General features: G+C 58.6%; 21 protein-coding genes. 8 read left to right on the forward strand and 13 right to left on the reverse strand.

What is annotated here, in order from left to right; translation table 11 throughout:
* Positions 1 to 97: 97 nt before the first annotated feature.
* From CO656_RS25790 to CO656_RS31060, 3 genes are all read left to right on the forward strand, one after another.
* A complete protein-coding gene (locus CO656_RS25790) occupies positions 98 to 1123 on the forward strand; it encodes an IS110 family transposase (RefSeq protein ID WP_097527640.1) in 1026 nt (341 codons plus the stop codon).
* A 1288-nt stretch (positions 1124 to 2411) separates the two neighbouring features.
* Positions 2412 to 2594: a DUF3606 domain-containing protein gene (locus tag CO656_RS25795; protein WP_037377580.1), complete on the forward strand. Its 183-nt coding sequence runs from the start codon at positions 2412 to 2414 to the stop codon at positions 2592 to 2594.
* Positions 2595 to 3030: 436 nt separating this feature from the next.
* Positions 3031 to 3222 carry a hypothetical protein gene (locus CO656_RS31060; RefSeq protein ID WP_097527641.1) on the forward strand — a complete coding sequence of 64 codons (192 nt, stop codon included), beginning with the start codon at positions 3031 to 3033 and terminating at the stop codon, positions 3220 to 3222.
* A 645-nt stretch (positions 3223 to 3867) separates the two neighbouring features.
* On the opposite strand, the gene CO656_RS25810 is transcribed toward CO656_RS31060, so the two are convergent.
* From CO656_RS25810 to CO656_RS25850, 9 genes are all read right to left on the reverse strand, one after another.
* Positions 3868 to 4575, reverse strand: coding sequence for a class I SAM-dependent methyltransferase (locus tag CO656_RS25810; RefSeq protein ID WP_097527642.1), 708 nt, complete (start codon positions 4573 to 4575; stop codon positions 3868 to 3870).
* A 289-nt stretch (positions 4576 to 4864) separates the two neighbouring features.
* Entirely contained in the window at positions 4865 to 6493 is a 1629-nt protein-coding gene (gene groL, locus CO656_RS25815) for a chaperonin GroEL (RefSeq protein WP_097527643.1), read from the reverse strand.
* Positions 6494 to 6531: 38 nt separating this feature from the next.
* Positions 6532 to 6846 carry a co-chaperone GroES gene (groES, locus tag CO656_RS25820; RefSeq protein ID WP_097527644.1) on the reverse strand — a complete coding sequence of 105 codons (315 nt, stop codon included), beginning with the start codon at positions 6844 to 6846 and terminating at the stop codon, positions 6532 to 6534.
* Positions 6847 to 7243: 397 nt separating this feature from the next.
* Positions 7244 to 8200: a transcriptional regulator NodD2 gene (gene nodD2 / locus CO656_RS25825; RefSeq protein WP_097527645.1), complete on the reverse strand. Its 957-nt coding sequence runs from the start codon at positions 8198 to 8200 to the stop codon at positions 7244 to 7246.
* A 297-nt stretch (positions 8201 to 8497) separates the two neighbouring features.
* Positions 8498 to 9541, reverse strand: coding sequence for an LLM class flavin-dependent oxidoreductase (locus CO656_RS25830; protein WP_097527646.1), 1044 nt, complete (start codon positions 9539 to 9541; stop codon positions 8498 to 8500).
* 165 nt (positions 9542 to 9706) lie between these two features.
* Positions 9707 to 11323, reverse strand: a complete 1617-nt coding sequence (locus CO656_RS25835; RefSeq protein ID WP_097527647.1) for an SDR family oxidoreductase — start codon at positions 11321 to 11323, stop codon at positions 9707 to 9709.
* 116 nt (positions 11324 to 11439) lie between these two features.
* Positions 11440 to 11970: a nuclear transport factor 2 family protein gene (locus tag CO656_RS25840; protein ID WP_097527648.1), complete on the reverse strand. Its 531-nt coding sequence runs from the start codon at positions 11968 to 11970 to the stop codon at positions 11440 to 11442.
* Positions 11971 to 12179: 209 nt separating this feature from the next.
* The gene (locus CO656_RS25845; RefSeq protein WP_097527649.1) at positions 12180 to 12428 is read right to left on the reverse strand and encodes a ferredoxin; all 249 of its coding nucleotides are present in this window, start codon (positions 12426 to 12428) and stop codon (positions 12180 to 12182) included.
* Positions 12429 to 12461: 33 nt separating this feature from the next.
* Entirely contained in the window at positions 12462 to 13640 is a 1179-nt protein-coding gene (locus CO656_RS25850) for a cytochrome P450 (RefSeq protein ID WP_176536678.1), read from the reverse strand.
* Positions 13641 to 14457: 817 nt separating this feature from the next.
* On the opposite strand from CO656_RS25850, the gene CO656_RS25855 reads away from it, so the two are divergent.
* Together CO656_RS25855 and CO656_RS25860 are read left to right on the forward strand one after the other, a co-directional pair.
* On the forward strand, positions 14458 to 15099 hold the full coding sequence (locus tag CO656_RS25855; protein WP_097527651.1) for a calcium-binding protein: 642 nt from the start codon (positions 14458 to 14460) through the stop codon (positions 15097 to 15099).
* A 1135-nt stretch (positions 15100 to 16234) separates the two neighbouring features.
* Entirely contained in the window at positions 16235 to 17932 is a 1698-nt protein-coding gene (locus tag CO656_RS25860) for a site-specific DNA-methyltransferase (RefSeq protein ID WP_234819636.1), read from the forward strand.
* A gap of 344 nt (positions 17933 to 18276) precedes the next feature.
* Here CO656_RS25860 and CO656_RS25865 read toward each other — a convergent pair whose 3' ends face one another.
* From CO656_RS25865 to CO656_RS25880, 4 genes are read right to left on the reverse strand one after another with little or no spacing between them, the layout of a single operon-like run.
* Complete coding sequence (locus CO656_RS25865; RefSeq protein WP_097527652.1) at positions 18277 to 19770, reverse strand: ThiF family adenylyltransferase; 1494 nt, start codon at positions 19768 to 19770, stop codon at positions 18277 to 18279.
* Positions 19767 to 20297 carry a Mov34/MPN/PAD-1 family protein gene (locus tag CO656_RS25870; protein ID WP_097527653.1) on the reverse strand — a complete coding sequence of 177 codons (531 nt, stop codon included), beginning with the start codon at positions 20295 to 20297 and terminating at the stop codon, positions 19767 to 19769. Before CO656_RS25870 ends, CO656_RS25865 begins: the two co-directional genes overlap by 4 nt.
* The gene (locus CO656_RS25875) at positions 20287 to 20808 is read right to left on the reverse strand and encodes a hypothetical protein (protein WP_097527654.1); all 522 of its coding nucleotides are present in this window, start codon (positions 20806 to 20808) and stop codon (positions 20287 to 20289) included. Before CO656_RS25875 ends, CO656_RS25870 begins: the two co-directional genes overlap by 11 nt.
* 1 nt (position 20809) lies before the next feature.
* Positions 20810 to 21535 (reverse strand): multiubiquitin domain-containing protein, encoded by a 726-nt coding sequence (locus CO656_RS25880; protein WP_097527655.1) that lies wholly within the window; start codon positions 21533 to 21535, stop codon positions 20810 to 20812.
* A 140-nt stretch (positions 21536 to 21675) separates the two neighbouring features.
* Here CO656_RS25880 and CO656_RS25885 point away from each other — a divergent pair, with 140 nt between their 5' ends.
* The 3 genes from CO656_RS25885 (at position 21676) to aepX (ending at position 24432) form a co-directional block, all read left to right on the forward strand.
* The gene (locus CO656_RS25885; protein WP_028003537.1) at positions 21676 to 22032 is read left to right on the forward strand and encodes a helix-turn-helix transcriptional regulator; all 357 of its coding nucleotides are present in this window, start codon (positions 21676 to 21678) and stop codon (positions 22030 to 22032) included.
* A complete protein-coding gene (locus tag CO656_RS25890) occupies positions 22029 to 22919 on the forward strand; it encodes an ImmA/IrrE family metallo-endopeptidase (protein ID WP_097527656.1) in 891 nt (296 codons plus the stop codon). Before CO656_RS25885 ends, CO656_RS25890 begins: the two co-directional genes overlap by 4 nt.
* A 601-nt stretch (positions 22920 to 23520) precedes the next feature.
* Complete coding sequence (gene aepX, locus CO656_RS25895) at positions 23521 to 24432, forward strand: phosphoenolpyruvate mutase (protein ID WP_097527657.1); 912 nt, start codon at positions 23521 to 23523, stop codon at positions 24430 to 24432.
* Positions 24433 to 24436 lie beyond the last annotated feature (4 nt).

Genomic DNA, 24436 nt, shown 5'->3' on the forward strand with positions numbered 1-24436 from the left:
CCGCTACCGCCCCAAATACAGCAACCCAAAACCGCAGGAGCGAACTCAAAACTGGATAAAACTTGGGGGCAAGGTCAAACCGATTAGGAGGTCTGCCATGGAATTGTTTGTCGGTCTTGATGTGTCTATTCGCACCACCAGCGTCTGCGTGATGGAGGCGAGCGGTAAGCTCATCCGGGAGAGCAAGGTTGAAAGCGAGCCGGATGCGATTGGCGCCCTGCTTCATGCGATCGGCGGACCGTATAAGCGGGTCGGCCTGGAGGCCGGACCGCTGTCGCAGTGGCTCTACAGCGGCTTGGCTGCCGCAGGCTATCCGGTGATCTGCGTCGAGACGCGGCACATGAAGGCCGCGCTCTCGGCGCAGATCAACAAGACCGATCGCAACGATGCCCGCGGGATCGCGCAGATGATGCGCGTCGGGCTTTTCAAGCCTGTGCACGTCAAAACCGTCAGGAGCCAAGAGATCCGGATGCTGCTCACCGCGCGCAAATTCGTTCAGACCAAGATCCTCGATGCGGAGAACAACCTGCGCGGCCTGCTGCGCAACTTTGGCCTCAAGGTTGGCGCCGTGACCCGGCTGCAGTTCGAGCGGCGCATCATCGAGTTGCTCGAACAATCCCCGAATCTGCGCTTGGTGATCGACCCTCTCCTGGAAGTCCGCCGCGTGCTGAGAAAGCAGTTTCAGCACCTGCAAAAGGCGATGGAACGGCTGGCCGAGAGTGACGACACCTGCAAGCTGCTGATGACGGCGCCCGGCGTCGGCCCGCTGGTCGCCCTGAGCTTCCGGGCCGGAGTCGACGAGCCAGCGCGTTTCGGCCGATCACGCTCCGTCCCGGCTCACTTCGGATTGACGCCCTCGCGCTATCAATCTGGTGAGATCGATCGGGACCGGGGCATTTCGAAGTGCGGTGATGCCGGTATACGATGGGCGCTGGTCGAAGCCGCTGGGATCCTGCTGCGAATCTCGAAGCGGAGCTCGCCGTTGAAGGCGTGGGGCCTCTCCGTCGCTCGTCGGCGGGGTATGGCGAAGGCTACCGTGGCGGTGGCTCGACGCCTGGCAATCATCCTGCATCGGATGTGGGTCGACAACACACCCTATCGCTGGGAGGCCAAGGCCGCCTGAGAGCGCGAGTTAAGGGTTCCGCGTCGCCGCGCGGATAGAGGTCCCGTTCAGGGACGAGTGGGCGGGCAATCTCGAGGCGGGGCTGGACGTCAGCTCAGGCTGACAGTTTCGGAAAAAAGATTGAGATGCCCCTCCATCCGACCCGATCATGAAGCAGTTGCGCGCCGACTTCGCAGAGAAGCCAGACTCCTGACGGGCACCCATCATCTTCCGGCGTGCCAAAACCGTTGTTCGCCAAAAATCAAGACAACGGCCGACGCCGCGCCTTGTAGGCGCGGAGAGGATGTCCTTTGCTTGACAGACCCAGCCCAAAAAGAGAAGGCCCCGCTTTCGCGAGGCTTTTGATTCGTTTTCGGCGGGTGCTAAAGTCCGCATCTCTTGGTCTTTCGACTACTAACCACACAAGGTGTGGCGCGTGGGGAAGCCGTTCCCACCTCGAAAACTATGCTCCTTATATGGGTCATGTGGTGCGCTATGTCAACTGCACTAAGACTGCACACACGGTTGTACGGTGCCACTGTACACGCCGCTTTCTACCTTGCCCTCGTCGTCCGCTTCTGCGCCTAACCAGACGAGCGGAATTGCCGTCCGCGACTTACTGAAATCGGTGTCCGGGACTTACTGAAACACGCAAATGGTCATGCAGCAGCCACTCTTGCGGCTTCCAATGCCAGGCGCCAACTCGATCGCCCCCAAACTCCGCGGAGACGCCGACCAACGCGCAAAGGTCATTCACGCCCGACAGATCGAGGCCAAGGTAGATGCGCTCGCCAGGCTCGAGATGACGATGCCGAGCGGCTCCATTGGGCGCCCTGCGAGGTGTTCAGAACTTCGTAGAGCTCCTGGCCGCGTGCCTGCGCCAACTCGTCACACCGCAGGTGCTGAGAAAAGGCCCTGACCAGAACGGAACGAGGTCGCCGCGATGCGTGCAACAAGGTGATGAACTTCAGTGGCCGGCTCGACAATCTCGAGCTCCAAGCACCACTGACAAAGAGGTCGGCAGGCAAGCTGTTGCTCACGCAACCCGCGCCAGCGGGCGGTTCGGTAGAGGCGTCGGTATTCCTCCGCCCCTTCGCTGCGAATGTCATTCAGCATGAGGCCTACGATGCATCATGAATAGCTGAAATAGGTACGAACGGAATCGATACAGCGTGGGAACAGAAGATGCTTCTCTAACCCGCCAGGATTAGCGATGCGCATCCGTGCGCGGGGGAACTCGGCCGATACAGGCTTGGGAACCTACGATTCCCCTCTGCGCTGTCCTCCGATCAACGAAGGAGGACCTCTGATGGCAGACGACAAAACGAAAACCGCCGCAGATCGCCGCCTGGTCTCAGGCACCCAAGAATACGAAGTTGCATACTTCGCGAAAAAGCACGGCATCAATGCCGCGGATGCGCGACGGATCATCAAACAGCATGGCGGCGATCGGGACGCTGCGGACAAGGCGGCCAACAGACTGAAGGGCTAACGTTCGTGTATGATGCGAAGGAAACTTAGGGCTTCAAATGGCCATGGTCCTCAATCAGGCGCTCGCGGATCTAATCAGCGAACAAATCAGGCAACCATGTGACCGAACTCAGGGCCATGCTCTCGACCTTAACGAGATCACCATGCATGCAGAGTTCACGGTCGGCCGGGACTTAATATCTACGGAACGGCGAAGGATCACAGCGGAAAATGGGCTATGACGCCGTTCGCTCATATCGTGCAGTTGATCGTCTAAGCAACAAGCGGCCGCTCTATCCCGCCATGCAGGAGAGCGGCCGCACGATCGCCCGTCGCCACGGGAGGGTGGGCGTCAGGCAATAAGTAATACTTACGGCACTAAGTAATACTTACGTTTATTCTTGCTTCATTATACCTTAGTATAATAGTGTGGCGCCATCGCTTTGGGAGGAGCAAGGATGGTTGTACGCGTCGAAGCCGATAAACTTTCCACGCATGCTGTTACTAAGGTGTGGAATATTCACGATTTTTGCCGCCGGCAACGCTTGTGCCAGGAGGAAGAACGGCGGCTAACCCTCATCTTTGGCGATTTCGCCACGGCTTCTGAATTGCTTTACAATGCGAAGCGCTCTCCGAGGTGGAGATATTAGGGTTGGGGCAGTCCCGGCGACCTCGCGAATTTAAACGTCCGCGGTTCGGCAGCGCCCCAAAGAGAAAAGGCCGCTCGATGGCGGCCTCTGGGAAAATCACCCACTCAAAAATATACGATTTGAGAAGGTGCCCGACCGGACATCACGCGGCGATTTTCTCTGCAATCGGCGTAATTTCCGCCCTCGCCGTCTCGTCAAGGCTGATAAGTCCACGCTTCTCCGCATATGCTGGTGCCTGCCCCTTGATGGCTGCAAACGGAGGTGCGGTGGAGCCGTGATCCTCAAGCGTTGGACTTCTCACGGGTGCGGGGCGCGCTCCGCCGCCTCCGCCATTTCTGCCGTCGTCTCCAGGCCCGCCCGTCGTCGCCGAGGGCTTCCCCTGGCCTACCGGCCGTCGATGCGCGTGATGCGTTTCTGCAGCAGCTCGTGCTCGGTGATGCCGTTGTCCGGCGGCAGGTAAGCTTTAACCTGAACCTAAAAAGCGGTAGCGGAAGCGGTAGGTCACTTGCGCAAACCGCAACTTCGCAGAAGCGCCGCTGGAGTCAATATCCGATTGTAGACAGAGATCGGTCCTTTTATTGAGCGTCGCGTCATGGATCCGGATCTTTGCGTCACCGTAATTCCGAGGCGATGGGCGAAATGTGGCTAGTGCAGTCCACGTGAGGGCCGGAAACCATATGCTGTCGCGCTCCTGCGAATTGAGAACAGCCTGTAAGCTAAGTCGATGTTGGGGCCCGGCCCCCACTTCACAATCACCGATCTGAGATCATTCGCAGCCACTATTCGCTCAAGAAGGTCATCGCGGGCATTGATGCCGAATCCTAAAAGGATTTTGCCTCCTTCTGCAAGAAATGCTTGAGCCTCCGACAGAAATCTCTCGAGCTGGCCGTAGCCGGGATCAAATGCTCCACGCTCAATGTCATCGACAAATTCGAATTGTGCTGGAACGAAATTCCAGGGGTAGTTCCAAAAAATAATGTCGAACTTCCTTCCAGGAGGAATATTACTGAAGATGTCACTTTCGATGACGTCGACATTTTCAATCCCGTTTCTTGCGGCATTCTCCAAGGTGTTCGCGACAGCCAGCTGATTGATATCGCAGGCTAGCAACGACAGCGCTCCGGTCTTTGCCAAGAGGAGACCTGGTAGACCGAAACCGCAGCCGATTTCCAAGATCCGCTTTCGAGCGAATGGAGGGAAGTTCTCGCTAAACCAACGCCAACTTTGGAAATCTTCGGGAGGAAAAACGCCTTCTCGCACGATCAGATCCAGCCCGAACTCCCGTATCTGCCGCGGAAAAGTTCTCTGTTGGCTAGACCTGAGTGTTGCCCTGATTTCGTCGAGTTCGCTCAAATGTTCCCTCCGAGATGGGGACGCGCTAGAGATGCCGGCCGCTCAACTGTTTTATGCTCACGGGGCTCAGGCCTTGAGGCAAAATATGCGGGTCATGCAGCCGAATGTTTGCGGCACGTCGACTTCCACAGACAAGCCGGCGTTGAATGTTGCCCCCGCGCGACAAGTGCAGCGGCTTTATTCAGCCCCGTCGAGTGTCGCTGGAAATACCAACGACCCCGGCGGGGCCGAACAACCTTATTTGAAGCTCTCGGCTAGCCGAAGATGCGGAACGCGGCTGCAGGCGGGACTAGAAGTCCATTCCACCGCCGGGCGGCATTGCCGGCGGAGCTTCCTTCTTCGGCTTCTCGGCGATCATCGCTTCGGTGGTGACGAGCAGGCCGGCAATCGAGGCCGCATCCTGCAGCGCGGTGCGGACGACCTTGGCAGGATCGATCACGCCCATCGAGAAGAGATCGCCGAATTCCCCCGTCTGGGCATTCCAGCCATGGGAGAATTCCGCCTTCTCGCGCAGCTTGCCGACGATGATCGAGCCTTCCGCACCAGCGTTTTCCGCGATCTGGCGCGCCGGAGCTTCGATGGCGCGGCGAACGATCTCGACGCCGACCCTCTGGTCGTCATTGACGGTCTGCACGCCATCGAGAGCCTTGACTGCACGCAGAAGCGCCACGCCGCCACCCGGCAGGATGCCTTCCTCGACCGCCGCTCGGGTTGCATGCAGCGCATCGTCAACGCGGTCCTTGCGTTCCTTTACTTCGACTTCCGTCGAGCCGCCGACGCGGATGACCGCGACGCCACCGGCGAGCTTGGCGAGGCGCTCCTGCAACTTCTCGCGATCATAGTCGGACGTCGTCTCTTCAATTTGCGCCTTGATCTGCGCGACGCGGCCGTCGATGTCGGCTTTGGTGCCGGCGCCGTCGATGATCGTGGTGTTCTCCTTCTCGATCGAGACCTTCTTGGCGCGGCCGAGCATGTCGAGCGTGACGTTCTCCAGCTTGATCCCAAGGTCTTCGGAGATCACGGTGCCTGCCGTGAGGATTGCAATATCCTCGAGCATGACCTTGCGCCGGTCGCCGAAGCCAGGGGCCTTGACGGCCGCGACCTTCAGTCCGCCGCGCAGCTTGTTGACGACGAGGGTGGCAAGCGCCTCGCCTTCGACATCCTCGGCGATGATGAGGAGCGGCTTGCCCGATTGTACGGCAGCTTCGAGAACAGGCAGCATCGCCTGCAGGTTGGAGAGCTTCTTTTCGTGGATCAAGATGTAGGGTTCCTCGAACTCTACCCGCATCTTATCCTGGTTGGTTATGAAATAGGGTGAGATGTAACCCCGGTCGAACTGCATTCCCTCGACCACCTCAAGTTCCGTCTCCGCGGTCTTGGCTTCCTCGACGGTGATCACGCCGTCATTGCCGACCTTCTCCATTGCTTCGGCGAGGTAACGGCCGATGCCCGCATCACCGTTTGCCGAGATGGTGCCGACCTGGGCGATTTCCTCATTCTTCGAAACTTCCCGCGCTTTGGCTTTCAGCTCGGCAACGAGCGTGTCGACGGCGAGGTCGATGCCTCGTTTCAAGTCCATCGGGTTCATGCCGGAAGCAACGGCCTTTGCGCCCTCCCTGACGATCGCCTGCGCGAGCACCGTCGCGGTCGTGGTGCCGTCGCCGGCGATGTCACTCGTTTTCGAGGCCACCTCGCGCAGCATCTGCGCACCCATGTTCTCGAACTTGTCCTCAAGCTCGATCTCCTTCGCCACGGTAACGCCATCCTTGGTGATGCGCGGGGCGCCGAACGATTTGTCGATGACGACATTGCGGCCTTTTGGCCCCAGCGTCACCTTTACTGCGTTGGCAAGCGTATCGACGCCGCGCAACATGCGATCTCGGGCATCGGAATGGAATTTTACGTCTTTTGCACCCATGGTTCACTCCTTCGCTGAATTCTGGTCAGTGGCAGCTCTCAGGCGGCCTTTTTATCCGCGCCCAAATCTTCGATGATGCCGAGCACGTCGGCTTCCTTGAGGATCAGCAGGTCCTCGCCGTCGATCTTGATCTCCGTGCCCGACCATTTGCCGAAGAGCACGCGATCTCCGACCTTGACGTCCAACGCGACGAGTTGACCTTGCTCATTGCGAGCACCCGGGCCGACGGCGATCACCTCGCCTTCCTGTGGTTTCTCCTTGGCTGTATCGGGGATGATGATGCCGGCTTTGGTTTTCTCTTCGGACGAGACGCGGCGGACAAGAATGCGATCGTGAAGCGGTTGGAACTTCATGCCTTCCTCCTGGATAAAATCAATCGACGATGCTCTTCGCCGGACGAATGCACTGCGGACGGGCAAGGCCGCTCCGGCTACTGGCAGCGGTTGATTCTGGTTCAGTTGAAAACTGAATTCAAGAGTTTTTAGCACTCTTTGGTCGAGAGTGCTAAAGTGACGCAGCCAACCGATGGAGCTTGGCTCACACGGACATCGAGAGGCCATACGAGCCCTGGTCGATTGAGAAGCGGCTTAACCTACCAGTTGGCTCGCCCGGCACTTGGGCAGAAGGCCGCCTTGCGTCGAGGAAACAATGTCGAGGATTTCAAAAGAGGCGGCGGCAACACCGTCTTCATGGAAGGCGGGCGATGAGGAGGCGCAGTTGTCGGGAGCAGCGCCTCATCGCGCGGCGGATTTAGCGAATGACGCGACTAAAGCACGGATCCAGAGGTTCCTGGGCACGCGGCGAGACCATACGCGACGCCTCCTCTACGAGCATCTCACGCAGCCAACGACTTGCCGGATCACTATCGTGTGGGGCGGGCCATTGGATTGCTTCGATAAACGGGGGAAGTGGCAGCGGAACCTCGACGATCTGCAGGGGTATTGTTTTTGCGAAAAGCTGCGCCAACCGTAAGGGCATGGTTCCTATCCGCTCAGTGCCCAACAGCATGGGCGGGATCATGCTGAAACCCTGCACTGCGACCTCGACACGTTTCTTGAAACCATGCTCGAGCAAATACCGTTCCTCGAACGAGGGCAACCGCGTATTTCCGAACTTCACCGCAACGTGGCCCATAGACATGTACCTCTCGAATGTGAGCGGCTCCGACAGCTGCTTGTTGGAGCGGCAACCGACGCACACAAATTTATCCTCGAACAGTGCTGAGTGAGGATGCTGCGACATGAACGCTTCCGGCATGATCAGAAAATCGATTTCGCCTCGCCGCAGTAGCTCCTCGAAGTCGTCCGCAACCGGCAGACAATCGAAGCTGACGCCGGGAGCTTCCCGCGCCGCACGCTCCACCACCTTTTCGAAAAGCACGAGCGTGACGTAATCGGAGAGCACGATTTTAAAGCGGCGATCTGAGTGGGCCGGTTTAAACGGCTCCCAGGAAACAATGGAGTGCTGGATCTGCAGCAGAGCCTCGCGCACCGCGGGGGCGAGCCCTTCCGCACGCGGCGTCGGGATAAATTCGCGCCCCGCCATTGCAAACAGCTCATCACGAAAATAGCTGCGCAGCCGGGCAACGGCCGCGCTCATCGCCGGCTGACTGAGATTGATGCGGCGCGCCGCCGCCGTGAGGTTGCGCTCGGTCATCAAAGCATCGAGCGCGACGAGGAGATTTAGATCAAGGCCCTTGAACCGCATGCTTCATCTATCCATAACGTGGATGGTTGCCATCCCAAATTGCCAGCATTCTTTATTAGTAATACAAATTGTTCGAAATCAAGGCAGCCGCCGCCACATTCATGCAGGGTAACCCGAGCTGGTCGGATAACCCTTCGGTCGCCTTCGCTGCCGTCTAGCCGCGCGCACGACAAAGCCGTCCAAGTCCACAGGGGAGACAGACAGAACATTCGCTGGAAGTTGCTTTTGAATTATGCCTGCTACGCCCTTTATCACCACTTACGTTGAGCTGGGCCGCATGGAGTCTCGGCCGAGCCGTTAGGGCGTGACCGCGTTGATCGCAGGGATGATCTTGTCTCCCCAAAGTTCAATTTGCCTCAGCATCGTCTTGTGGTCGAAATCGCCCAATTGCGTCTGAACGGCAATCTGAGTGGGTTTCAGCACACTAATTTCTTCAAGCAGGCGATCGATCACCCGATTCACATTACCGATCGGCAGGTTCTCGCGCATGCTCTCGAACGAGAGGTCCTGTTTCGTCGGGACTTCCTCAAGTAGATAACCGTCCTGGCTCTGCTGGCGGCGCTGTTGCAACGCTTCAGATAGCCGGCGCTGAAAGCGGGCGTTGTCGAGATAGCTGTTGATCTCCGCCTCGTGGTCACTGGCATAGCAGCAGCGCAGCAGTGATATCTTGGCTTTCGTGACATTTTTCCTCTCGCAGGTCGCTGCCTCCTCGATGCTATCACGCAGCGTTCGCAAGGCGTCCAACCCGTTGTGAAATGCCGTGACGAACAGATTGTGGCCCTCACGATAGGCCCGCCTCATACTGCGCGCCGATCCGGCCGCGATCCAGATCGGCGGAGTCGGCTTTTGGATGGTCCGCAGCGAAACCGCCGTCGGAGGTATCTTCTGATAATGGCCGTCGTGTTCGAAAACCTTCTGGTTGAGCCCCTTCAGAAGGATAGCCAGGTACTCGGAAAAGACGGTAGCCGCCTCATCGATATCGACACCGAAGCGCTCGAACTCGAACTGCTGGTACCCGGAGCCGACGCCAAGCTCGAGGCGACCATCCGACACGATGTCGGCGAACCCGATCTCGGCAAGCAGTCGCTGCGGCTGATAGAGCGGCAGTACGCAGACTCCGGTACCGAGACGAAGCGTGCTCGTCAGGCCGGCACAATGCGCCACTATCATCAAGGGAGAGGGAACAAGACTGTAATTATTGAAGTGGTGCTCGGCAAACCATGCCGTGTTGAAGCCAGCCTGCTCCGAAAGCACTGCCTGTTCGATCGAGTTGCGGATGACCGTGTCGGGCGATTGATGATAGCCGCGCTGGGCGGCAAGGAGAAATGTCGCGAATTCCATAGCAATCCTTCGGTGATGGGAGGTTCTCGATTCGGCTGATCGACAGCTTCGCGACTTCATGGCCGCAGGGGGACGTTTGCGGTATTCGACGGTTGGCGATTCACTCGCCATTCGACGGCCGTGCCCCACGAAAGCCAATTGTTGCAATGAGCCGCCGCTCGTCGACTACGGCATAATCGGCAACCATTTGGCGGCCGCCACCGGGTATTCCTGGTCGAGTCCACTTTCGAATCCAGCATCACCTAAGGACGTGCAGCCGCCGTCCACGCATAGGGTCGACCCGTTGACATATGAGGCCTCAGGCGAAGCCAGGAAGAACGCTGCTTCAGCGACGTCTTCCGGTTCTCCCGTCCTGATCGGGATGCGCCGGCTGGCCGCTTCCGGGGCGACGCTGCCGACCTTTGCCAACCCGGAGCCGCCAGAAGGGCGTATGTAACCAGGAGCGATGCTTGCCGTCCTAATACCGACTGGCCCAAGTTCTGCCGCCAGACACCGTGTCAGGATCTCTGTCCCCGACATGGAGGCTTCATAGGCGTGACGCTGTGCGAGGGGCAGAAAGTCAACCATCGATCCAACGTTGAGGATCACGCTTCCGGGGCGCATCATCTTGATCGCCTCACGCGCGCAGGTGAAGACGCCGGTGAGATTGACATCCAGGACACGCTGGACCTGTACTGTTGTTTTTTGGCTCCCCGCAACAGAAAGCTCGGCCCCAGCGGTAGCGTTAACGAGGAGATCTAGCCTGCCGAAGCGCGCTCGCAACTCCTCGAACAGCGCCACCACGTCGCTCTCGACGGCAATGTCCACGGATTTCGCCATGTGCTTGCCACCTAGAAAGCCCGCAAGCTTTGCCGCCGCAGCGCCTTCTCTATCGGCAATTACGACGGTATCGCCGTTTGCGGCAAAGCGGCGAACGACGGCCGCGCCTATGCCGTTCGCTCCGCCCGTGACAAGCACGATTCGCTCGCCGCTGTACTCGGCCGGACGGGAGCGTTCGGCTTCTGGTGTCCCATACACCGGCGGGTGCGCGTCGCCCGGCTGGTTGAAAGACATCCAACCACCATCAACCGTCAGAACCGACCCGTTGATGCAGGCCGCCTGTGGGCTAGCCAGAAAACGCACAACCCAGGCGATCTCGTCGGGACGCGCCATGCGCCCCATCGGCACGCGTCGGCGAATAGCCGCGAGATCCGTCTCGCCGACGCGTTCCAGTTGCTCGACCATCGGCGTGCGCACATAGCCCGGCGCTACTGCCGTCACGCGGATTTCGCGCGGCGCCAACTCGCATGCCAAACTTCTCGTGATCGAGATCAGGCCTGCCTTCGAGGCGGCGTAGGCGTTACGCCTGGGATTGCCCAGCAAGCCGGCCAGCAACGCCACATTGACGATGACACCGCCGCGCTGCATCCGCCGCGCCGCTTCACGCGCCATGACGTATGGGCCGATCAGATTTACGGCCAACGCGCTACGAAAGGCATCGATAGTCGTGTTAACGATAGGATCCAGGGTAGGCCCCACAGAGGCGTTGTTGACTAGGACGCCGATTTGGGGAAACTGTGCTTCGATCTGTTCATGAAGAGCGAGGATATCCTCCTCTCGCGAGATATCGGCCTCTAGCCCGAGATGCGCGGGACCGAGGTCGCGGACCAATTCGAGTACGCCGCTTCCCGGAAGGTCCACGGCAACGACAGTGTCGCCGTTTGCGGCAAAGACATCGACCAGAGCACGGCCAATTCCGCCTGCAGCACCTGTAATGATGATGACGCGTTCTGCTTGGCTCATGGATCAAGTCTCCTGCTCAGCTCGAACGGTATGGGGCTCAGATCATCGCAGTTCAGCAGCACGGCCCGGAGACGAAGAGGCCACACCAGCCAGACGCGGCGCTATTCGCCCTGACTTCATTGCGCTTTGCGCTTCCCGAGCGAATAGACCGGGTCATCCGGATGCGATGTTCCGATCGGCTGCCTGAGACCGAACCGCTCAATCTCTGACGCCGCCTGCGGTGTCTGCTCCTCGAGCCAATCGTAGACCACCGTACGCTCGGCAATTCGCCACTCACCTTCCCTCTTCTGAAAAAGGTCGCAATAGCGACCACATAGGAGAACCTGACGTATTGTCCTGCCGCCGTCGGGCCCACGTTGGAGCGCGGTGAAGTAACTTTCGACGGCGGCTTCAGTCGGCCTGATAAACTCGATTAGAATGTTCGTGATCTGATGGATGTTGCGCGGTTCGGTCTTGAAGACACCAAGCGCGAATTCAATGAAACCCTCGGCCGAGCCGGCATACGCCCCGTGATTGTCATGCGCATCGGGCCAGTAGCAGCTGCGCAGCGCCGCCTCGTCCGCCCGGTCTATCCCGCGGCAGTACCGATACAGACAGTCGCGGATCGCTTCGCGGTCGTATAATTCGACAATATTCTTGTGGTCCATGGCCTTTATCGCAAGTCTTGTTGGAAGAGGTGTTTTGGCCCATCCGGCTATGCAGGCGCAATTTCACGGTTTATTCGGCGGTCAGCAGCCGCATGGCGCCCAAACCCGCCTGCCCGCTTGCGCGTCGACTGAAACAGCTCAGTGCCGTAGGTTTCGCGGCGGCCCGATGCGGTTCTGGGCCAGAGGCAATCGGCCTCCACGGCTGCCTTCTATTTAAACCCTCCACAGGCTTGATTGAACAATAGTCGGGCAAGCAAGGCATCGGCTGTGGCATCGATTTCCAGCGCACGCTCAGGGCAGGATCGAGCGCCTCGTGAGGCGAGGAGTTCGTCCCTCTCCGCCACCTCGATGTCTCCAGGTAGGATGTAGCCTTCGTCATCCAGTTCGAAGACCTCCGGCGCCTGCGCCCAGCATCGAGCATGCCCCTGGCACTTGTCCTTGTGGACGATGATGCGCATGCGCTACCTCCATGTCTTTGATCGCGCCTATGGTCAGGACCAGTCCAGAACCAGATTGTCGATTCCGAACACATGACCGCCATAGGTGATGGGTGCTGTACCTTCCTTGATACGGAAGTCAGGAATGCGCGACAGCCACTCCTCCAGGCCGATCACGATCTCCCGGCGGGCAAGATGTGAGCCAAGACAACGATGGGGACCATGGGCAAAGGCGGTGTGGCGGTTGTCTTCCCGTGCAAGATCGATCGTATTGGGACATTCGAATTCTTCCGGATCACGATTGGAAATCATCGTGGCGCAGGAAATGTAGTCGCCCTTGCGGATCGGCGCGCCATCGAAATCGATGTCTTTCGTTGCCACGCGGATCATCTGTACGGTCGAATAGGCGCGCAGCAATTCTTCGGAGGCGAGCCCGATCCGATGCGGTTCGCTGCGCAGCAATTGCTGGTCTTTAAGATTGCGGGCGAGATGGGCGAGGTCAAAACCTATTGCCGTTGCTACCGTGTCGAGTCCTGCGACGAACAGAAGGACCCCGATGCCACGGACCTCCTCGTCGGTCAGCTGGCGACCATTGACCTGTGCCCCGACTACGAAGCTCATGAAATCGTCGGCCGGTTCCTTGCGGCGCATGGCTGCAAGTTCGTCGATAAACCCCACGATCGCCAGGGCCGCCGCCGTTCGTTTGACATTCTCTCCGTGAAGCAGATCCCTTCCCCAGCCGACAAACGTATCCAGCTCCTCATCCGACAGACCAAGAAAGCCAAGGAAGATACTGACAGCAAAGGGGAACGCGAAATCCTTCATAACGTCGCAGCTTGTGCTCGCCGCCAAGACACTATCGATCAGCGTAATCGCGCGCTCACGGATGACCGGCTCCAGAACCATGACCCGCTTGGGCGAAAACAGCGGGTTGAGCAGCGAGCGAAAGACGCCATGCGCCGGTGGGTCGAGTTCCAGCGGTATCATCGGCCAGTTTTCGCCGAGCGCGGAGGCAAAGATGCTGCGGTGGCTGGAAAATGTCGTGGTGTCCTGCAGCACTCGACGTTGGTCACTGGCGCGAGTGATGACCCAGGTTCCCCGGCCATCTCGAGTGTTGTTGGAAGAATAAAAGATCGGCGGCCCGTCATGGACGCAAGCGACAGCTGCGTGAGGATCCCCGTTGGGCATGCGTTGCATGCCAGGCGACGTGAACAGGCTGAAGTCCCTCACCATTTCGGGCGGGACATGGTCTGGAACCGGCTTGCGGGTCACGTGGTTTCTCCTCAAGGTCATGCACTCCTGCGCTCGATGTATCGCCCCGCGATCATCGATGTTGATTAGTGGCGCGACCCCGTCTTATACGCATTGAGAACCTGCTGCACTATCCGCCGACACACGCACCAGCGCGGATGAGATCGGTCGCAAATTTAAGCAGCAGAGTATCCGGGTCCCTGGTCCATGAAGACTAAGCTTACGCGCGCTGAAGTTCAGATGTTGGTCAATCACCGGCGAGTTCCTTGAGGCACAGCGGACATCCGCCCCAAAGCATCGATGCAAGTTGCATGCCATTAACGCCCAACCACTTGTCCACACCAGTTGCACGCCTTCGGCACCATTTTGGTCCGGTTTCCGACATAGTTGTTCTGCTCCAGACACAAGGAGGCTTGCGGGTCGAGACGCGGCGGAGAACGCATCCGAACGCCGCAATCCAATCGGAAGTATAAACCGGCGTAAGCCGGATGAAATGGCCTGCCATAAAATACTTGAGCACGATCACCTCCACGCGGGGGCTTGTGACCTGCTGAACCGCCCAAGGTTTCTGGACCACCGGAGAAGAGCGTTTCCGGTGATTTTTCCGGGCTGGGAAAAGGAAGGGAAGCTCTAACCGAAATCGGTCCAGCTTAAGGCCATGTCAGTTCTAAGTTTTGGCACGCACGTGATTACATCCGCTGTGTCGATGCGTTCTATCCAAACAATCAATTACTCTAATTACCCGACAAGGCATATGACTGAGTTTAGTCGTGGGGCTGTTTCATAAGGTGGATTCGCAATGGAAAACACAATTCGGGGCGGCAAGGGTAGCAACAGTCTCTTTGGCAGCAATGGGGATGATGTAATCCTTGATCCGACGGGAAATGACTGGATCGATGGTGGTACCGGCAGCGACTCCATCTCGGCCGGCGACGGCAATGACCGGGTCTTCGGTGGCGTGGGCAACGACCACGTCTTTGGCGACGAGGGCAACGACTACCTCTACGGCGACCTTGGCCGCGGCAAACCGCGCATCCTCGCTGCGACCATTCTGGGTGCGGACAACGACAAGCTCTATGGCGGCTCCGGCGACGACGTCCTCTTCGCAGGCGACGGTAGAGACTCTCTGACCGGGGGTGCCGGCCAGGACACCTTTGTATTCCAGTTCCACAACCCGGCCCCTGGGGTCGATCAAAACTACGGGCCAAACGCTGACCACACCACCATTGTGGATTTTGACCCAGCACAGGATATTTTCACCTTCTCCGGCGAGGCCGCAGGCGATATAATTGCCTATTTTAATTATCAGACCATGACGGCGGAACTGGGTTATGTTACCTCCGAGAACCAAGTGGACGACTTCGCGCACCTTGGCAACGTGCAAAGCTTGCTCCACTTGGCTGGCCTGGGCCTGACCGCGTCGGATTTCATGTTCTGCTAATGCGGAAAACCGCGGAATCGCGCCACGTCCGCCCAAGCGCAGCGCTTTCCCTTTCCGCTCCCTGCCGTGACCGTCGGCCATCCACGAGCAGGCGCATTGTTGTTCAGCTTGATGAAGCTCTGTACATTGCGTCAGCTGCCCACACACAGCGATCAGCTTGTCGCCCCGCACGGGAAAGGGTGCGCAGAGCGCCGAGGACGGCAGTCTGGTGAACGCCGCGGCAGGCCGCATCCGCAGCTACAGCGAGGGCATCACTGCGCGATCCTTAACGCCCTTGCAGCAACATAGGTAGCCTTCAGCGCGCCACTGTTGCTCAGAAGCCGGCAGATCTTAGGCGGCTGCGTAACCGCTGAACCCATCCTGGCGTGGCCGTTGACCGTATTGCAAGCTGACATGCTGAATCTGACCTCGCGGACGTCCGTCGAGGCGTCGGGAGCGCATGTATTACGGCACGCTCTAGTTTAGCCTCACCGAACACCCCGCTCATCGTCACTGACTGGGCAAGCCGCAGAACCTGTTTAATACCGCCCTCGCCGGTCACCTTCCGACGTAAAGTGTGACCTCCAGACACGTCCGGCCACGCGTGGGCGCCGCCCGAGAAATTTAGACACCAGCACCACAGAGGCCCGCCGCCTCTTGAGGAGCTGGTTATTGCCACAGGCAAGTGAGCAGCCTCCTCCCTCGAACCCTTCCAGCCTGGGCAGATTGCCCCTTGGATCGAGCAGACACGGAACGCACGGGCGGGGACAATCGGTCCGGCCTCCCCTTCGGACCGCTATGCTGAAGCTCCTGCGGCTGCCCTTTTCCGCTCTTGGCGTCTCGAGAATGCGAAAATCTCGCCTATGGCTGCGCTTCTCCAACCGGCGGGTTGGGGCTCAAGCGCCTTTCGCGCTCATTATTAACCGGGACAGTTTTACATGGTCGTGCGGAGTCAGGCCCGGAGCAGACTATCAATTCGTAGGGACGGCAGGTTTGCGCCTCCTTATCGGTCAAAGAGGCAGTTGCTGGCTCCGCCCGAAAGCGGCCATTGAACTCTGGCGTGGACGTCGCGGCGCGGGAAAATAGCCAGGCTACGTGTATAAGTAAATATTAAGCATAGTGGCGCATCGTGCATGTTAGGGAACACGGCGGGCGCATGATGAATCAATTGTGGTTTGGGGATAATCTTGTAATACTTAGAGAGGAAATCGCGACTGAGAGCGTCGACCTCGTTTATCTCGATCCCCCATTTAATAGCAACGCCAATTACAACGTCTTGTTCAAGACACCGCAGGATGAAGCGGCGAGCGCTCAAGTTGAAGCCTTTCGCGATACATGGACTTGGGGCAACGAAGCTCAGTGGGCGCTCGACGAGATCATGCGGCAAGGCGGGAGCGTAGCCTCGATCATTCACGCTCTTCACAGCGCATTAGGCGAAAGCGACATGATGGCCTACCTTGTCATGATGGGCCAGCGCGTCACAGAATTGCATCGTGTCCTGAAGGATACAGGATCTTTATTCTTGCACTGCGATCCCACCGCTTCCCACTACCTCAAAATAATCCTCGATGCCGCCTTCGGCCCTCGGAACTTTCGAAACGAAATTAGCTGGCGTCGTCAGTCCGCTCACAATGATGCCAAGCAGGGCCGCAAGCAGTTTGGTAACGTGAGAGATGTGATCCTATTCTACACGAAAGGTCGCCAGTGGAAATGGAACACACAATACACGCCCTATGACGAGCGGTATGTTAAAGACTTCTACAAGCACACAGAACCTGACACCGGGCGCTTGTTTCGTCTGAGTGACATCACCGGCCCGGGCGGTGCGGCGAAGGGGAATCCCTTCTATGAAGTGATGGGCGTTGAACGCCACTGGCGGTTCAGCCGCGAAAAAATGCAAGAACTAATCGCGCAGGGCCGCATCGTCCAGACCCGACCTGGCGCGGTGCCTGCACAGAAGCGCTATCTCGATGAGATGCCTGGCGTATCCCTTCAAAATGACTGGTCAGATATCAAGCCCGCGTCTGGGCGTGAATCTCTGGGATATCCGACACAAAAGCCACTTGCACTATTGCGGCGCATTATTGAAGGTTCGTCGGAGCCCAGCGACACAATCTTGGATCCATTTTGTGGTTGCGGTACGAGTGTTGCTGCAGCCCAAGCCAGCGGGCGGAATTGGATTGGCATAGACGTGGCATTCCACGCGATCAAAGTCATCGAGGATCGAGTTCTAACGCAATTTCCTGGCGCCAGCTTCAGTGTGGGCGGCATACCACGCGACTTTGAGAGTGCTCAGCGATTGGCGCTGAAGGACAAGTTCCAATTCCAATGGTGGGCCAACTACCTTGTGGGCGTTCAAGCCTTGAAAGAGATCAAGAAGGGACCGGATCGCGGAATTGACGGCCAGATGTTCTTCATGAACGGGCCGCGAGGCTGGGGCAGAATTCTGACGTCAGTGAAGGGTGGACAGCACGTCGGCGCCAAGGATGTTCGCGAATTCAAGGCGGTGATCGATCGTGAGCGCGCCGACATGGGTCTCTTCATCTGCCTCAATGATGCAACACGCGACATGAACGCCGAGGCAGCTTCTTTCGGATTCGCGGAAACTGCGCATGGCCATTTGCCGAGGCTGCAGATCGTGACTATTGCTGATTGGTTCAAAGGGCGACGGCCAGTGCTTCCATCACTCGGTCATGTCTCGAGGGACTATTTCGAGCCGGTAAAGCCATCAAAGCCGTCGAAGGTGAAGCGCGCTGATCCCAATGCCCCCGAATTCACCTTTACCTTCCCCGGTGGTAAGTCGGACGACGCGGTCATTCACTTCAATCCGTCCGCGGTGCGTGAGAGAGCGTAGCAAACGTTAGTCGAATAGGAAGCGCTTGCCTCGTGCCCATTCCGAGAATGGTGCGCCTGGTCTCGCTATCGCCATGGGGGCAGAGGAGCCAGGACGGTTCGTTATGAAGGTCCGCTCTGGGCACTCCCTGACACACGAAGTCTTACGCACCTTTCATGTTTGCACCACATGACGGGAATCATTCGAGTGTCCCCGTCAGGAAAGAGTTTGTTTGTTAACAATAGGTTATGATCACTCACTGTTGGCGGTTGTGAGGGTTCAAGATCCGCTGGGATGAGAGGCTCATAGTCTGCAGCGACACGCGAGAACAAGGTCGCCTTCGCATACACCCTCGGCACGAACTGCTACCGGCGCGTGATGAGGTGGCGGCCCTTGCCGCAATGCGGGCAGGCGGCGCGGCGCGGAGTCGTGACATTATCCGCCTTGAGGCTCTTGAACTGGAATAACCCCTTCGCGGCTCGACGACCCGCTTCATGCGGCCACATGATTACAGTGAACAGCCGAGCCGCGGTCATCACCGCTGCAGCCATAGAAACGAAGGAGACTGAAAATTCTGGCGATACGGCGGTGGTGAAGCTTCGCACGTCCGACTCGCCAAGCTGCCCACAACGCGGCTTCGCGGCTGCCAGATACGCCAGAGCGGCATCGAGATCACCGACCTGTCCTGCAAGGCGGTGCCGACGCTCCTCAACACTTAGGCTGCGCAGACTGGCTTCGAGCAGGATCGCTCGCGCCCGGTCATCCTCAGGTTCATTCCAGCAACCAAGGCACTCTGCGTTCTCGACCACGCCATAAGAGGTCGCCTGCGCACGTAGACTGTCCGTGCTGCCGCCGATGACGATGGTTGGGGATAGCCCCTGGATATCCTGCCGCGAGCGGTTGATGTCGACGGCTGAGACCACTAGGTCGTAGCGGTCCGCTCGTTCCGCTTCCACGAGGTCGGGCCGCAGACCTACCTTCTCGCCGATCAGATAGTCGCCAAGGCGGCCCTTAAATTCAAAGCCGTTCAGATTAGTGAGGCCACGGTACCTGCTCACCACATCAACCTTAGGCTCAAGGATGTCCTCGATACCTGCAAGGAAGCAGCGGTTGAGATTGGTGCCCTCCTTGTCGTGATGAACGTGGTCGATCGTTACGACATAGGCATCGGCGAGCTCGCTCGCCCCAAGAACCTGCATCACGCCTTGCCCCACGGCGCCCGCTCCCACGAGGTAGACGGCCGGCAGGGACGTTCCGCGGACTGGCGGGCCATCGGCCAGATCATCCCATGCGCCGACTTCGCCGGTCCAAAGGGAGTATGCGTCGTTGGTGGCGTAGCGACCTTTAATGAGGCCCTTGCTCATCTTGAAGACTTCGCCGGCCAGCATAGTAGCAGCGAAATACGGGCCCAGGCAGCCCGGTTCATCCTCGCCGAGCGCAAAATCCGGCGGCCTCACGCCGATCCAGCTTTTCCATCCGGCGCCACAGGCGTAAAGATGAGCACCCTCAACCGGGTTATAGCTGATGTCGATGGTGATGTCGGATTCACCGGTTGCGGCCAGTACGGGGATCCGTCCGCCATTTGCCCACGCGGCCAGATTTTCCATCGCCGCGAACGCGTTGCCGAGCGGCGGCGCATGCGGAAGTGGAACGGTGATGTCGCCACTGACCTGAAGCTTGATCGTCTTCACAGAGCCATGCAATCGAGCCAGCAAGTTGACCAGACAGACCAGCAGGTGCTGGCGGGCTAGCTGGTTGCCCAGTTGTCCGGCCGTGATCTTGATAACCTTCGGCAGGGCAGTGTTGCCTAGCCCGGACACGGCGCGGCGATGCCGGTCACCCAAATCGATGTCGCTCATCGGAAATCTCTCACATCCAGGGCGCAGGCTTGGTGCAGCGCGAGCCGGCCGTCGACCTCCGCGGGAGTCAGCATGTGCCAGTAATCGATTTGCCACTCGTGGATGCCCAGCCCGCTTGGCCACGGCGCTGCCTGTACGCCATATAGCGGAAAAACGATGGAGAGCACTTTGCGGCTCGACATCATCTTGTCGTCATAGCGCGAATGCTCGGTGTTGAGGCCGGGATGGCTATGAACCTGGGCAAGCGGACGCCAGTTGGCGTCGAGGTTATGTACCATCTGGCTCATTGCCTCGGGCTCGACGTGATAGTTGCCGCGAAACGACTGCTGCACTGGTGCCCGCACCGAACGAACCACGGATACATCGTCGCGATCCCCATACCAGAACACACACGCTTCCCGGCGCCCGGCGCGCTGCAGCAACTGGCGCGTTGCCAGCACGGCTTGCGGCGGCACGAGAAGGAGCGCGTTGCTCGGCACGTAGGGGCGCGGTGCTGGCGGGCGGCGCAGGAAGTCCTCATCCTCCATGGCGCGGAAACCTCCCTGAGTAGTGGGTCACGAATGCGCGCTCGACCGCGCTGAGCGTTGTCAGGAACGTGTCGCTGCTGCGCCATAGGATGCTGTCCTCGCCGCCATGGACGACGTCGTAGTACTGGAAGACCGCCGAGCAGCAAATTAGCTGGATCGTGCGCCCGTCATTGCTTTGATATGCCGAGTGTACGTGTAGCTCGGGCGAGGTGATCATCGGAAGGTGATGCTGATCTGCGCCGATCTGATAGTCGAGGGTTACGGGGTTCACGAACTTGGCGCTCGGCGGCCAGTCCTTGCCGGTGAGAAAGTCGAGTCGTAGCAGGTAGTCCTCGCCGACGCCCTGATGGATGCCATGCATGGGAACCAGCAAGGTGCGATCGGAAGGCTGTTGCCAGCCCAGTTCGGCCAAGGTCTTGCCCTTAAGTGACAGCACGCGGGGCAGGTGCTCGTTCAGCACCTGCCTACCGGCTGCTAGGTCGATGTTGGGCCGCGAGCTGTGGTTGGCCATCTCAGGCACCACCGGTGCGGGCGGCGATCTCGAACTTGCGCTTACACAGTTCGCGGCGCTGCGCCTCGACGAGGGACAGCTCGAGGTGCTCCATCAGGCTCACGGGCTGCATGTTCACCTCGGCCTGGAAGACATCGCGCGGATCGCGGGCGACTTCCAGCTCAATATGGGCCCGGTCCCAGATGTGCTGCAGCGTCGCGGTCTCGGCGACCTTGAAAGTTGCGGTCTCCAGTTCCCCTAGGTGCTTGACATGGACGTTCTGCTCCCTCGGACGGTCGTCCTTGCCGGAACGGAACTTCTCAACGGCCGGTTCGTCGAGGTGTTCGTCGAGGTCAACAAGGTCGTCCTCGGCAAGCAGGCGGTCAGGCTCGTTGGTGTTTTCGAGAAAAATGACCTTGTTAGGGTCAACGCCGGAAAGTTTGCGCAGCGTTGCGGCCGTGATGAAGCGGCTGGGCCAATCGAGAGGATTCCCGTCCATGGCCAAGCGATACGAGCGATCGCTCTGAGCCACGATGAACCGGCAACCCTCGGCGAGTGACACCGACTCGACAGCGCGAACATCCTCGAGCTCATCGTTGGCGCGCAGCTGCAGGACATAAACGAAATCATCGGCGGAAAAACCAGCAGCGCGCGCGATCTGCGCGCCTGAAGGCGTCTGGTCGTCAAGAGGAACCGCACGGAACTCAAGATCTGTGCCGGCGACTTCAATTTGATTGGTACTGGGCATGGCGCTTTCCTTCGCTTGTTCAGCCTCACGCTAAAGATGGAGCGCGATGCTAATTTTGTCAAGCAGCTACTAAGCGGCGCTTGACAAATCAAGCGATCAAGGACAAATTATCTAAGTGAATCAAGTCTCTGGAGGTCACAATGAATGAGAAAGGCAACGACGCTGACACAGCAACCACACTCGGCGAGCACCTCGCCTCTCTCCGCCGTGCCGCGCAGCTGACACTTCGACAGGTCGAAGATGCAACGGAGAAGGAAGTATCGAACGCCTATTTGAGCCAGCTTGAAAACAATAAGATAACGAAGCCGTCGCCGAACATCCTGTATGCATTGGCGAATGTCTATAAATCATCCTATGAAAGTCTCATGGAAAAAGCCGGTTATCTAACTACCGGGCAGGCTAGACCTGCGACTTTCGCAATATCGGATCTCACGTCCGAAGAAGAACAGGCCTTGATTGCGTATCTAGACTTCTACCGAAAACAGAACAAGAAATGACTAAACCAGACGATTCGTCCCTTCAAGATCACGAACTGGCCAACGTAATCCGGCAGGCCCAGCGGCTTCTGAAAGACGCAGGCGCCATCGGCAGATTTCCAACGCCCATTGACGATCTGATGGCGGCCGCCAAGGTCACCGTGATCGAAGACGAGATACTCGACGAGTCGATGCTGCGACGGCTGGCAGACAAAGCCCGCGCCGGGCTCGCATTTGGCGTGAACGTCATCAAATCGGCGTTCAGCAAGGTCCTTGGCCTGTTCGAAGCCAACGAACGCCTGGTGATCCTGGACAAGGAAGTGCCCGCCCCACGGCGGGCCTTCGTGAAACTGCACGAGGCAGGTCACGGCAGCATGCCTCACCAGACAAGCATGTATGCACTGATGCACGACTGCAATCAGACCTTGGATGACGACACGAAGGATCTTTTTGAGCGCGAGGCAAACGTGTTCGCCTCCGAGGTGATGTTTCAGGGCGATGTATTCCGCGAGCATGCTCTCTCGAGCGCATTCAGCGTGAAACACGCGATGTCGCTGGCCACGCAGTTTGGCGGCTCCAACTACGCGACGTTTCGGCGTTACGTGAACGTCAATCCCCGCGCGTGCTGCCTGGTGGTCGTCGAACCCGAAGCTTTGATCGGCTCTGGCGGCCGTCACGAAGTTCGGCGGATTATCGCGTCGAAGTCCTTTGTCGAGAAATATGACTGCAGCTCTCTGGTCGCCTCCGTGGGGCATGGGCATCCACTCAAGCCGCTATTGCCTTACGGCAAGCAGCGTATGGTGGCGGAGCGTAGCTTTTCACTTACTGACCGAAATGGCACCGCGCAGCCGTTCTCGGGCGAGACGTTCAAGGCTAAGCAGATACTAATGCTTTTTCGCGAGAAGTGAGTTGCCCTAAAGGATCCTCCTAGTAGCGGCCGGTGAGCCCGTTCTCAAGGCGCGCGAGCAGGTCGATCGGACTGTTGTAGAAGCGGAGCATCGGCGACAAGGTACTATCAAGGCGCCAAACCCGGAGGGGTACTCTACGGGCCGGGCTGGAGAGTCATCTAGATCGACCCCGACATTGGATCCGCATATCATACGGTATGGAACTCTCATCGGATCGATGTAGCCAGTTGGCGGCAAAGTGGCTGCATCACCAAGAACGGCCAGTCTGCTTCCGGCCGCATTTTGGTCATCGCCAACCATCAGTCGAGATAACCGCGTTTGGCGCAATCCAGCCGAAATCAATGCTCTACAGGTGCAGTCGCCGGTCGACCCGTATCCGCGTGGCGGCGGAGGACGTCCTTCGCCGCTACGTGGAACCTTCGCGGAGACACGTGGTCGACCCGGCTCACTTCGCCGGATTGATTGAGTACAGGTGTGAGCCCTAAGCACGGGGCCACCGCGTATCTTATATAAATCGAAATATATTCAGAAATATACATAATATTTCTATTGCATTTCTCCGATAATGCATTCAGCGTTGCTTTATGACGGAGGAATTACAATGAATCAGGCAACTTTCATAACCAAGTCGATCGGTGCCGTTGAAGACCCGACGAAGATGCTCCGTAATCTTATTTGCTCCAGCGAGCTGTCCTTCCTCATGGAAGCGCATGACGGACTTTCGGCGGCGATCGCCAGGCAGGCTGGTTTCAAGGGGCTTTGGGCCTCCGGACTTTCGATTTCTTCGGCGCTCGGCTATCGAGACGCAAACGAGGCAAGTTGGACCGAGATCGTTGACGTGGTGGAGCGAATAGCCGACGCAAGCGGACTGCCGATCCTGGTCGACGGCGACTCGGGGTTCGGCAATTTCAATAACGCCCGATTACTAGCGATGAAGCTCTTGAAGCGCGGCGGCGCCGGCGTCTGCTTGGAGGACAAACGCTTCCCGAAGATGAACAGTTTCGTGGGAGACCGGCAAGCCCTCGCCGATATCGTTGAGTTTTCCGGCCGACTGAAAGCGATCAAGGACATGACGGGCAGCGACCTCGTGCTAGTCGCTCGGACCGAAGCGTTGATCGCCGGCTACGGTTTGGACGAGGCTCTGCAGCGCGCCGACGCCTATGCTGAGTCCGGCGCCGACGCACTCCTGATACATTCGCGCAAGAGCGATGCGGGTGAGATTCTCGCTTTCGCGAAGCGGTGGCAGAAGCTTCCGATCGTGATCGTGCCCACGAAATACTACCGCACACCCGCTTCGATATATCGAGATGCTGGCATCTCTACGGTGATCTGGGCCAACCACGCGATGCGTGCGGCAGTCGCCGGAATGCGCGCGGTATGCAATCGCATCGTCGCCGAAGAGAGCATTGCCGGAGTCGAGCCGGGAATTGCCACACTCGAGGAGGTCTTTGGCCTCTTGCGTTACGATGAATTGGTATCGGCCCAAGATCGCTATCTACCGCAATATGGATAATGCG

The sequence above is a fragment of the Sinorhizobium sp. FG01 genome, assembly GCF_002531875.1.
Classification (GTDB): domain Bacteria; phylum Pseudomonadota; class Alphaproteobacteria; order Rhizobiales; family Rhizobiaceae; genus Sinorhizobium; species Sinorhizobium fredii_C.

Bases quoted from the DNA above. Each gene is read 5' to 3' on its own strand.
- CO656_RS25880 (WP_097527655.1), bottom strand. From the start codon at position 21,535: ATGCCCAGTACCAATCAAATTGAAGTCGCCGGCACAGATCTTGAGTTC.
- CO656_RS25865 (WP_097527652.1), bottom strand. From the start codon at position 19,770: ATGAGCGACATCGATTTGGGTGACCGGCATCGCCGCGCCGTGTCCGGG.
- CO656_RS25790 (WP_097527640.1), top strand. From the start codon at position 98: ATGGAATTGTTTGTCGGTCTTGATGTGTCTATTCGCACCACCAGCGTC.
- CO656_RS25890 (WP_097527656.1), top strand. From the start codon at position 22,029: ATGACTAAACCAGACGATTCGTCCCTTCAAGATCACGAACTGGCCAAC.
- CO656_RS25855 (WP_097527651.1), top strand. From the start codon at position 14,458: ATGGAAAACACAATTCGGGGCGGCAAGGGTAGCAACAGTCTCTTTGGC.
- groL (WP_097527643.1), bottom strand. From the start codon at position 6,493: ATGGGTGCAAAAGACGTAAAATTCCATTCCGATGCCCGAGATCGCATG.
- CO656_RS25835 (WP_097527647.1), bottom strand. From the start codon at position 11,323: ATGAGCCAAGCAGAACGCGTCATCATCATTACAGGTGCTGCAGGCGGA.
- CO656_RS25870 (WP_097527653.1), bottom strand. From the start codon at position 20,297: ATGGAGGATGAGGACTTCCTGCGCCGCCCGCCAGCACCGCGCCCCTAC.
- CO656_RS25840 (WP_097527648.1), bottom strand. From the start codon at position 11,970: ATGGACCACAAGAATATTGTCGAATTATACGACCGCGAAGCGATCCGC.
- CO656_RS31060 (WP_097527641.1), top strand. From the start codon at position 3,031: ATGGTTGTACGCGTCGAAGCCGATAAACTTTCCACGCATGCTGTTACT.
- nodD2 (WP_097527645.1), bottom strand. From the start codon at position 8,200: ATGCGGTTCAAGGGCCTTGATCTAAATCTCCTCGTCGCGCTCGATGCT.
- aepX (WP_097527657.1), top strand. From the start codon at position 23,521: ATGAATCAGGCAACTTTCATAACCAAGTCGATCGGTGCCGTTGAAGAC.
- CO656_RS25845 (WP_097527649.1), bottom strand. From the start codon at position 12,428: ATGCGCATCATCGTCCACAAGGACAAGTGCCAGGGGCATGCTCGATGC.
- CO656_RS25850 (WP_176536678.1), bottom strand. From the start codon at position 13,640: ATGGTGAGGGACTTCAGCCTGTTCACGTCGCCTGGCATGCAACGCATG.
- CO656_RS25875 (WP_097527654.1), bottom strand. From the start codon at position 20,808: ATGGCCAACCACAGCTCGCGGCCCAACATCGACCTAGCAGCCGGTAGG.
- CO656_RS25885 (WP_028003537.1), top strand. From the start codon at position 21,676: ATGAATGAGAAAGGCAACGACGCTGACACAGCAACCACACTCGGCGAG.
- CO656_RS25830 (WP_097527646.1), bottom strand. From the start codon at position 9,541: ATGGAATTCGCGACATTTCTCCTTGCCGCCCAGCGCGGCTATCATCAA.
- CO656_RS25860 (WP_234819636.1), top strand. From the start codon at position 16,235: ATGATGAATCAATTGTGGTTTGGGGATAATCTTGTAATACTTAGAGAG.
- groES (WP_097527644.1), bottom strand. From the start codon at position 6,846: ATGAAGTTCCAACCGCTTCACGATCGCATTCTTGTCCGCCGCGTCTCG.
- CO656_RS25795 (WP_037377580.1), top strand. From the start codon at position 2,412: ATGGCAGACGACAAAACGAAAACCGCCGCAGATCGCCGCCTGGTCTCA.